Genomic DNA, 8825 nt, shown 5'->3' on the forward strand with positions numbered 1-8825 from the left:
GACACCGGGCCCACCGTGCTGACCATGCCGGACCTGGCGGACGAGCCGTTCGCCGCGGTCGGGGACAGTCTGCGCAAGCGGGTGGAGCTGGTGGAGCTGCACCCCGCGTACCGGGCGCGGTTCGCCGACGGCAGCAGCCTGGACGTGCACACGGGGGCCGAGGCGATGGCCGCCGAGGTGGAGCGGTTCGCCGGGGCGCGGGAGGCGGCGGGCTATCTGCGGCTGCGTGACTGGCTGGGGCGGCTGTACCGGGCGCAGATGGGCCGGTTCATCGACGCGAACTTCGACTCGCCGCTCGGGCTGCTCCACCCGGATCTGGTGCGGCTGGCGGCGCTGGGCGGGTTCGGCCGGCTGGACGCGCGCATCGGGAGCTTCCTGAAGGACGAGCGGCTGCGCCGGGTGTTCTCCTTCCAGGCGCTGTACGCGGGTGTCCCGCCGGCGCGGGCGCTGGCCGCGTACGCGGTGATCGCGTACATGGACACGGTCGCCGGGGTGTACTTTCCGCGCGGCGGCATGCACGCGCTGCCGCGGGCGATGGCGGACGCCGCCGCCGACGCGGGCGCGGACCTGCGGTTCGGGCGGGAGGTGACCCGGCTGGAGCGGTCCGGCGGCCGGGTCACGGCGGTGGTCGCGGGCGAGGAGCGGATCCCCTGCGACGCGGTCGTCCTCACCCCGGACCTGCCCGTCACGTACCGGCTGCTGGGCGGCGCGCCCCGGCGGCCGGTGCGGCTGAGACACTCGCCGTCGGCGGTGGTGCTGCACCTCGGCACCGACCGGACGTGGGCCGGACTGGCCCACCACACCCTCTCCTTCGGGCAGGCGTGGCGCGGCACCTTCGACGAGCTGACCCGCGCCGGGCGGCTGATGAGCGACCCGTCGCTGCTGATCACCCGGCCCACCGCCACCGACCCGTCGCTCGCGCCGCCCGGGCGCCATCTGCACTACGTCCTCGCGCCGTGCCCGAACACCGACATCGGGCCGGGCGCGGCCGAGTGGACGGACCTGGCGCCCCGCTACCGCGACGCGGTGCTGCGGACGCTTGAGGGGCGCGGCCTGACCGGGCTCGCCTCCGCGATCGAGGCGGAGTGCGTGGTCACGCCCGCCGACTGGGCCGCGCAGGGGCACGCGGCCGGGACGCCGTTCGCCACCGCCCACACCTTCGCCCAGACGGGCCCGTTCCGGCCCCGCAACCTGGTGCGCTCCGCGGAGAACGCGGTGCTGGCCGGCTGCGGCACCACCCCCGGCGTCGGCGTGCCGACCGTGCTGCTGTCCGGGAAGCTGGCGGCGCGGCGCATCACCGGCGCCCGCGGCCCCGCCGGACGCGCGTCCACCTCATTTTCCGCCCAGGAGGCCCTGCATGACCGAGCGTGAACTGGACGCGGCGGGCGTCATCGATCCCGCGCTGCGCGAGGCGTACCGGCACTGCCGCCGGCTCAACGCCCGGCACGGCCGCACGTACTTCCTCGCCACCCGGCTGCTGCCCGTGGAGCGGCGGCCCGCCGTGCACGCCCTGTACGGCTTCGCCCGCTGGGCGGACGACATCGTCGACGCGCTCGGCACGGGCGCCGACACCGCCCGCCGGGACGCCGAACTGGCGGCGCTGGAGCGGGAGCTGGAGCAGGGGCTGCGGGACGGGGAGAGCGCCGAGCCGGTGGTGCGGGCCCTCGCCGACACGGCGCGCCGCTACCGCATCGACCACGCCCACTTCGCCGACTTCATGGCCGCCATGCGGGCCGACCTGGTGGTCACCGACTACGCCGACTACGCGGCCCTGCGCCGGTACATGCACGGGTCGGCGGCGGTGATCGGGCTTCAGATGCTGCCCGTGCTCGGCACGGTCACCGACCGGGAGACGGCCGCCCCGCACGCGGCGGCCCTCGGCGTCGCCTTCCAGCTGACCAACTTCCTGCGGGACGTGGGCGAGGACCTGGACCGGGGCCGGGTGTACCTGCCCGCCGACCTGCTCGCCGCGCACGGCGTCGACCGGGAGCGGCTGCGGTGGAGCCGGGACACCGGCCGCCGCGACCCGCGCATCACCTCGGCGCTGCGCGCGTTCGAACGGCTGACGCGGGGCGTGTACCGGCAGGCGGTGCCGGGCCTCGCGATGCTCGAACCGGTGTCCCGCCCCTGCATCCGCACCGCGTTCGTCCTGTACGGCGGCATCCTGGACGCGGTGGCCGAGGACGGGTACGCGGTGCTGCACCGGCGGTCGGTGGTGCCGCGCAGGCGGCGCGCCCTGGTTGCCGCGGACGGGCTGGCCCGGGTGGCCGCGGCCCGGTTGCGGGCCCGGCCGGCTGCCGCCCGCGAACCCGGCGGCGTTCCGCTGACGGGCGCGGGGCCGGTCGGGCCGCGGATGGTCGAGGAGGTCGCGTGATGGCGGGTGACGGACGAAGGCGCCGGCGGCTGCCGCTCTCCCTGCGCCGTAACGCGGTGGCGTGGGAACGGCAGCGCCCCACCTGGCGGGACGCCAAGCCCGCCCTGATCGCGGGCGCGCTGAAGCGGGCGCAGGCGCGCCCGTCGGGCAACTGGTACGTGATGGGCGCCTCCCGCGACCTCGGCGGCGACCGCCCGCTGGGCCGGACCGTCGCGGGACAGGAGGTCGTGGTCTGGCGGGACGCGGACGGCCGGACAGTCGCGGGGCCGGGCGTCTGCCCGCACCTGGGCGCGCCGCTGCGGGACAGCCCGGTGCGCTGCGGCGCCCTCGTCTGCCACTGGCACGGGCTCTCCCTGAACGGCGGGCCGTTCGCGGGCTGGGAGCCCTTGCCCGCGCACGACGACGGGGTGCTGGTGTGGGTACGGCTGGACGCGGTGGGCGGCGAGGAGCCGCTCGACGCGCCGGTGGTGCCGCGCCGCCCGGTCCCGGCGCGGGCCCTGACGGCGGTGTACGCGGGGACCGGCGTCTGCGAGCCGGAGGACGTCGTGGCGAACCGGCTGGACCCGTGGCACGGGGCCTGGTTCCACCCGTACTCGTTCGTCGACCTCACGGTGGTGGACACGCCGGAGGGCGCGGGCGAGGACGCGTTCGCGGTGGACGTGTCGTTCAAGGTGGCGGGGCGTCTGGTGGTGCCGGTGCGGGCGGTGTTCACGGCTCCCGAGCCGCGCACGGTCGTCATGCACATCACCGAGGGCGAGGGAGTGGGCTCCGTGGTCGAGACGCATGCCACTCCCCTGGGCCCGGACGCGTCGGGCCGGCCGCGCACGGCGGTGATCGAGGCGGTGGTCGCCGCGTCGGACCGCCGTGGCTTCGCCCTCGCCCGAGCCGCCGCCCCCCTCCTGCGCCCCCTGGTCCGCACGGCCTCGGCCCGCCTGTGGCGCGACGACCTCGCCTACGCGGAACGCCGCTGGGCACTCCGCTCGACGGGACGCTTCCCGGGGGCCTGAGGGAGGGCCCGCCCGGCGAGGACACCGGGCGGGCCGTCCGCGGGAACGGCCTGAGCCGTCCTCCGCGCGCTGCGGGGGCGTTCACGGGGCATGCGCACGGGTGGAGGACGATGTCCTCGCCCGCCCCGACACGAGGAGCAGCCGCACCGTGGGAACCGCCGTCCACGTTCCGCAGACCAAGGACATGCTCGGAGAGGAACTCTCCGGCGACGAAGCCCTCACCGCCCTGCGGCGGTACGGGGGCCTCAGACTGCTGGCCGACTCCTTCACCCGGTTCCGCTACGCGGACGGCTTCACCAACGCCCGGGCCCTCGCCTTCCAGGTCGTGCTCGGCCTGGTCCCCTTCACCGTCGTGCTCGTGGGTCTCGCCACGTCGGTGCACACGGAGAGCGTGGGCCGGGTCATCGAGCTGACCCTCGGCCGGATCGTGCCGGGCGCCAGCGCGGACGTCGTCGAGAAGGCCTTCGAGGGCACCCGGCGCAGCGCCGGCAGCGACGTGTGGAGCACGGTCGCGCTCTGGCTGGGCCTCGGGTTCGCGGTGCTGAACCTCGCCTCGGCCATGGCGCAGATCGAGCGGGGCGCCAACCGCATCTACGGCATCGAACGCGACCGCCCCTTCGTCCGCAAGTACGGCCGGGCCCTGGCGCTCGCCTTCACGGCCGGCCTGCCGATGGTCATGGGGTTCCTGGTGCTCGTCGCGGGTGAGACGGTCGGCGACGCCGTGGCCCGCACCCTCGGCCACGGGACGGGCGGGGCCACGTGGTGGGCCGTGCTGGACGTACCCGCCGGACTGCTGCTGGCCTGGGTCGCGTCGGCGGTGATCCTGCGCTGGTCGCCCCGCCGCGACCAGCCCGGCTACACCTGGCTGGCCTTCGGCTCGGCGGTCCACCTGGTGCTGTGGATCTCGGCGACCTGGCTGCTCGCGCTGTACGTCGGACGGAGCGGGGCCTTCGGCGCCGTGTACGGTCCGCTCACGGCCTTCATCGCCCTGCTGCTGTGGGCCAACCTGACCGCCGTGGCGCTCTTCCTCGGCATCGCGTTCGCGGCCCAGCTGGAGGCGGCCCGGGCGGGCATCCGCACACCGGCGGAACCGGACCCCGGACCGGGCGCCTGACCAGGCCTGGACGCCTTCGGCGAGACGGGTCACGCCGCCACAGGCACGGCACCGCCTCGGTGCAGTCGCAGATTCGGCCCACCGGCCCCACCGGCAAGACGCGTCCCGTCATGCGGCCGAGCGATGCTCCGTCAGGCACAGCGTGCGGCCCGGCGCCTTCACAGGTCCCGGACGCCCCGGCCCACCGGCAAGACACACCCCACCGACCCCCGCATGCCTCGCCATGGGGCCGGGCGACGCCCCGTCAGCGCAGCGTGCGGCCCGGCGCGGTCACACATCCCAGCCCACCGACAAGACGCGTCCCGCCGACCGCCGCACGTCTCCCCGCGAAGCCGGGGGGCAGCCACCGGAGGTACGGCACGGGCAGGGTGCCCTTGGGGATCCGGCGCACCAGGTCGACCGGCGAGCCAGGTCGCGCCGCCCGTGGGCATGCCCGCCCTGCGGCCCGCTGCGACGCCGTGCCGCGCATCCGCGCACCGGGTGGCCCGGTCACCTTTACCCCCGGCCCCTGGGCCGGGGGTCGCCGCTCGCGGCCGACTGGCCGAACGAACCACCCAGGTGGCTGCCGGATCGCGCGCGACGCGCATGGCCCCCCGCTCGCAGGCCCCGCCCGCCGCGCGGGCCCATGCCGCCGGCCCCGCCCGCCGCGCGGACCCACGCCGTGCCGGCCCCGCCTGCCGAGCCGGCGGCGGCTCAGCTCAGCCCCGTCACCTTCGCGTCCGCCGTGCCGCCTCCGCCCAGGAGGTCCGTGTGGCGCAAGGGTGCGCGTGCCTCGATGCGGGGGAGGTAGTGGCGGGTCGCCCTGGTGACCACGGCCGGCATCGCGGCGCGTACCGGCTGGGCCAGGCGGAGCCAGCGGGGGTAGTAGACGGCCGTGCTGCGGCGTTCCACGGCCAGGGCGAGGCGGGCCGCCGCACGGTCCACCGGGTACACGTCCCGCACCGGCCACGGCATGTGCCCGCGCAGTTCCACCATCACGCTGTGGCGGTCGGCGTCCTCGATCAGGTCGGTACCGATCCAGGTGAGGTAGCCAAGGCCGACGGCGACGCCGAGGTGGGCGACCTCCGCGCGCAGGGAGTGGGCGAAGGCCTCCGCGCCCGCCTTGGAGGCGCAGTACGCGCTCATCAGCGGGGCGGCGCCGATGGCGGCCAGGGAGGCGACCTGGAGGTGGTAGCCCTTGGTCGCCGTGAGGTCGGGAAGGAAGGTGCGGGCGGTCGCGGCGCTGCCGGTGAGGTTGACGTCGATGATGCGCCGCCACCGCGCCGGGTCGGAGTCGGCGAACAGTCCGGCGTCCGCCACCGCCGCGTTGGCGACGACGACGGACGGCGTCCCGAGCCCGGTGCGGACCGCGTCCGCCGCGACCGCCAGCGCGGCGTCGTCGGTGACGTCGACCTCGTGGGCGAGGGCGGGGACGGGAAGTTCGTCGGCGAGCCGCCGCAGCCGGTCGCCCTCGTGGCCGAGGAGCGCCACCCGCATGCCGCGTGCGGCGAGTTCGCGGGCCAGGGCGGCGCCGATGCCGCGCGCGGCCCCGGTGACCACGGCGGTCCGTCCGCTCAGCGGGCCGCGCCTCATCCGTCGTCCCCGCCGGTCACCTGGGGGTCGGTGTCGGGGCGGGCGGTGTGGTGCGGGTGGCCCGCGGTCCTGCGGGCCTCCTTCATCTCCGCCTCGTACAGGTGGTCGCGTCCGTCGGCCAGCTCCTCCACCGCGGCCTGCTCCAGCTCCCGGAACGGCCGGTAGTACGTGTGGTCGTACGCCTCGACGATCTGGAACGTCCAGTGGCCGGGGATGACGTTGCGGCCGAGCACCTGGGTGCGCACGGTCTCCGCCCAGTCCGGGTGTCCGGCCTTGCGCAGGAGTTCCACGGCCCGGTCCAGTTCCAGGTCGGCGGTGCCGGTGAGCTGGTGGAAGCTGTAGAGGTGGCCGCGGGCCCGTTCGGTGGTCTCCAATGCCTTCGACAGGGATCCCAGCGCCTCGACCGTCTCGTCGCTGACGCCCTCCGGGCGCCGGTGCCGGCGGTCCGGGCCGTCGTCGGGCTGTCCGTCGTGTCCGCTCATCGTCTCGCCTCCTTCTGTGGTCGCGGTCATCGGTCAGGTGGTGGGCCGTCCGCCCCGGTCCGGCTGCCGCCGTCCGGTGCGGTCGCGGTGGGCCAGCAGCCGCTGGGCGGCGGCCAGGCCGGGTCCGAAGGACGGGCGCAGCGCGGCCCGCGCGGCGTTGGCGCCGGGCGCGCCGTGCACGCCGCCGCCGGGGTGGGCGCCGGCGGACGCCAGGTACAGGCCCTTGACGGGGGTCTCGGGCCGTCCGGTGCCGGGGGCGGGACGGAAGAACAGCTGCTGGTGCATGGCGGTGGTGCCGCCGTTGATGGCGCCGCCGTGCAGGTTCCGGTCGAGGGACTCCAGGGTGGGCGGGGCGAGGATGCGGCGGGCGCGGATCCGGTCGCGGAAGCCGGGTGCGAACCGCTCCACGTGGCGTTCGACGCGGTCGGCCATGCGTTCCTGCTCGTCCTTGTCCCAGGAGCCGGTGAGCCCGTCGTCGCCCGCATCCGCGGCGACGCGGTGCGGGACGTGGGTGTAGGCCCAGGCGGACTCGGTGCCCTGCGGGGAGCGGGTCGGGTCGGAGGTGGTCATCTGCCCGAACAGGGAGAACGGGCGGTCGGGCACCCGCCCCATGGCGAGCTGGGCGGCGAAGCGGGTGAGTTCGTCGAGCCCGTCGGCGAGGTGCACGGTCCCGGCGCCCGCGGCCTGCTCGCACCGCCACGGCACGGGGCCGTCCAGCGCCCAGTCGACCTTGAAGGTGGCGAAGTCCCACTGGAAGCGCTCCAGGTCGGACAGCCACTGCTGCGGCAGGTCCTCGGGGGCGACGAGCTCGCCGTAGAGGGCGGGGACGGACACGTCGGCGAGGACGGCGCGCCGGGCGGGGACGGTCTCCCCGTCGGCGAGCCGCACCGCGACCGCGCGCCCGTCGCGCACGACGACGCGTCGGACGGGCCGCCCGCACCGCAGCACTCCCCCGCGTGCCTCCAGGCGCCGCACCAGGGCGTCGGTGAGCGCGCCCGCGCCGCCGACCGGGACGGGGAAGCCGTACGTCTGGCCGAGCATGGACATCAGCCAGCCGAAGCCGCCGCTGCCGGCGGCCTCGGGCGCGAGGTCGGCGTGCAGGGCGTTGCCCGCCAGCAGCAGTCCGCCGCCCGCGCCGCGGAACTCCTCCTCCGCCATGCGCCGTACGGGGAGCACGAGGGTGCGCGCCATGCGCAGCCCGCCGGTGCCGCGCAGCCGTACGGCGAGCCGGAGCCCGGAGCGGACCGGCGGGAACGGTGTGAACAGGGCGTCCAGCAGGTCGGGGCGCAGCTTGTCCCACATGGCGTGCAGCCGCCGCCAGGCGTCGCCGTCGCCGGGCGCGAAGGCGTCGAGGGAGCCGGCGGTGACGTCGACGTCGCGGTCGAGGATCGCGCAGCGGCCGTCGCTCAGCGGGTGGGCGACGACGTGCGGGGCGTGGCTCCAGCGCAGCCCGTGGTCCTCCAGGCCGAGCCCGGAGACGACCGGGGAGGCGGCGGCGAGCGGGTAGAAGGAGCTGAACAGGTCGCTGGCGTAGTCGGGGTGGACGCCGTGGTCGTGGCGGACGGCGCCGCCGGGTTCGGGCTGCTCCTCCAGGACGGTGACGCTCCAGCCGGCGTCGGCGAGCAGGTTCGCCGCGACCAGGCCGTTGGGTCCGGCGCCGATGACGACGGCGTCAGCCACGGGCGCCTCCCGCGTCAGGCTCGGGCGCGACGACCTGGCCGAGGTGCCGGCGCTCCTCCGCCTCGGCCGCCTCCGACTCCACGAGGTGCGCGAGCCGGGCGAGCATGGCGCGGTGGCGGATCTGGATGAGCGCCTCGACGGCCACGTTGTGCACCAGGCCGCCGGCGCCGCGCAGCGGGTGCTCGTCGACCTTGACGAGGCACTGGTCGCCCCAGGGGCGGATCTCGATGGCGACGCGCGCGGTGCCCAGCGGTCCGGCCTTGGCCTCGAGTTCGAGCCGTTCGCCGGGGACGACGTGCCGGACGACGGACTCGTTGTGCAGTGTCAGCGGGCCGAGGCGCACCTCGTAGCCGATCGCGGAGCCGAGCTGCGGCCAGTGGCCGCGCACCGGCTTCGACGAGGACGTGCCCACCACCCAGTCGGCGTAGCGGGTGCCGTCCTCCAGCACGGCCCATACGGACCGCGGGTCGGTGCGGATCAAGCGATGACGAACCGCCACTGTTGCCTCCTGTGTCCCTGAGCGCCACCGGTCAGCTCTGAGTGCCCCGTCCGGCCGCCGTCAACCGGAAGGGGCCGCCGGACGGGGCACTCAGAGC

8 protein-coding genes are annotated in these 8825 nt (G+C 76.2%); 4 read left to right on the forward strand and 4 right to left on the reverse strand.

Annotated elements, in window-relative coordinates; all coding sequences use genetic code 11:
* The 4 genes from crtI to CCN29_RS27775 all read left to right on the forward strand — a co-directional run.
* On the forward strand, window positions 1–1371 hold a 1371-nt coding region (gene crtI, locus CCN29_RS27760), incomplete at its 5' end, for a phytoene desaturase family protein (protein ID WP_086685352.1).
* Entirely contained in the window at window positions 1358–2374 is a 1017-nt protein-coding gene (locus tag CCN29_RS27765) for a phytoene/squalene synthase family protein (protein ID WP_086685354.1), read from the forward strand. The genes crtI and CCN29_RS27765, both read left to right, overlap by 14 nt.
* Window positions 2374–3381 carry a DUF5914 domain-containing Rieske (2Fe-2S) protein gene (locus tag CCN29_RS27770; RefSeq protein WP_086685356.1) on the forward strand — a complete coding sequence of 336 codons (1008 nt, stop codon included), beginning with the start codon at window positions 2374–2376 and terminating at the stop codon, window positions 3379–3381. Before CCN29_RS27765 ends, CCN29_RS27770 begins: the two co-directional genes overlap by 1 nt.
* Before the next feature lie 148 nt (window positions 3382–3529).
* The gene (locus tag CCN29_RS27775; RefSeq protein ID WP_086685358.1) at window positions 3530–4495 is read left to right on the forward strand and encodes a YihY/virulence factor BrkB family protein; all 966 of its coding nucleotides are present in this window, start codon (window positions 3530–3532) and stop codon (window positions 4493–4495) included.
* 693 nt (window positions 4496–5188) lie between these two features.
* Here CCN29_RS27775 and CCN29_RS27780 read toward each other — a convergent pair.
* The 4 genes from CCN29_RS27780 to CCN29_RS27795 are packed head-to-tail and all read right to left on the reverse strand — an operon-like array spanning window position 5189 to window position 8728.
* Window positions 5189–6067 (reverse strand): short-chain dehydrogenase/reductase, encoded by an 879-nt coding sequence (locus CCN29_RS27780; protein WP_086685360.1) that lies wholly within the window; start codon window positions 6065–6067, stop codon window positions 5189–5191.
* Window positions 6064–6549: a hypothetical protein gene (locus CCN29_RS27785; protein WP_006135551.1), complete on the reverse strand. Its 486-nt coding sequence runs from the start codon at window positions 6547–6549 to the stop codon at window positions 6064–6066. Before CCN29_RS27785 ends, CCN29_RS27780 begins: the two co-directional genes overlap by 4 nt.
* Before the next feature lie 33 nt (window positions 6550–6582).
* Complete coding sequence (locus CCN29_RS27790; protein ID WP_031061224.1) at window positions 6583–8229, reverse strand: phytoene desaturase family protein; 1647 nt, start codon at window positions 8227–8229, stop codon at window positions 6583–6585.
* Window positions 8222–8728 (reverse strand): SRPBCC family protein, encoded by a 507-nt coding sequence (locus CCN29_RS27795; RefSeq protein ID WP_031061223.1) that lies wholly within the window; start codon window positions 8726–8728, stop codon window positions 8222–8224. Before CCN29_RS27795 ends, CCN29_RS27790 begins: the two co-directional genes overlap by 8 nt.
* Window positions 8729–8825 lie beyond the last annotated feature (97 nt).

Source organism: Streptomyces pseudogriseolus (assembly GCA_002154585.1).
Lineage (GTDB): Bacteria > Actinomycetota > Actinomycetes > Streptomycetales > Streptomycetaceae > Streptomyces > Streptomyces pseudogriseolus.

What these genes read in the sequence shown, in the direction of transcription:
- CCN29_RS27765 (WP_086685354.1), top strand. Translation starts at nt 1,358, where the DNA reads ATGACCGAGCGTGAACTGGACGCGGCGGGCGTCATCGATCCCGCGCTG.
- CCN29_RS27770 (WP_086685356.1), top strand. Translation starts at nt 2,374, where the DNA reads ATGGCGGGTGACGGACGAAGGCGCCGGCGGCTGCCGCTCTCCCTGCGC.
- CCN29_RS27780 (WP_086685360.1), bottom strand. Translation starts at nt 6,067, where the DNA reads ATGAGGCGCGGCCCGCTGAGCGGACGGACCGCCGTGGTCACCGGGGCC.
- CCN29_RS27785 (WP_006135551.1), bottom strand. Translation starts at nt 6,549, where the DNA reads ATGAGCGGACACGACGGACAGCCCGACGACGGCCCGGACCGCCGGCAC.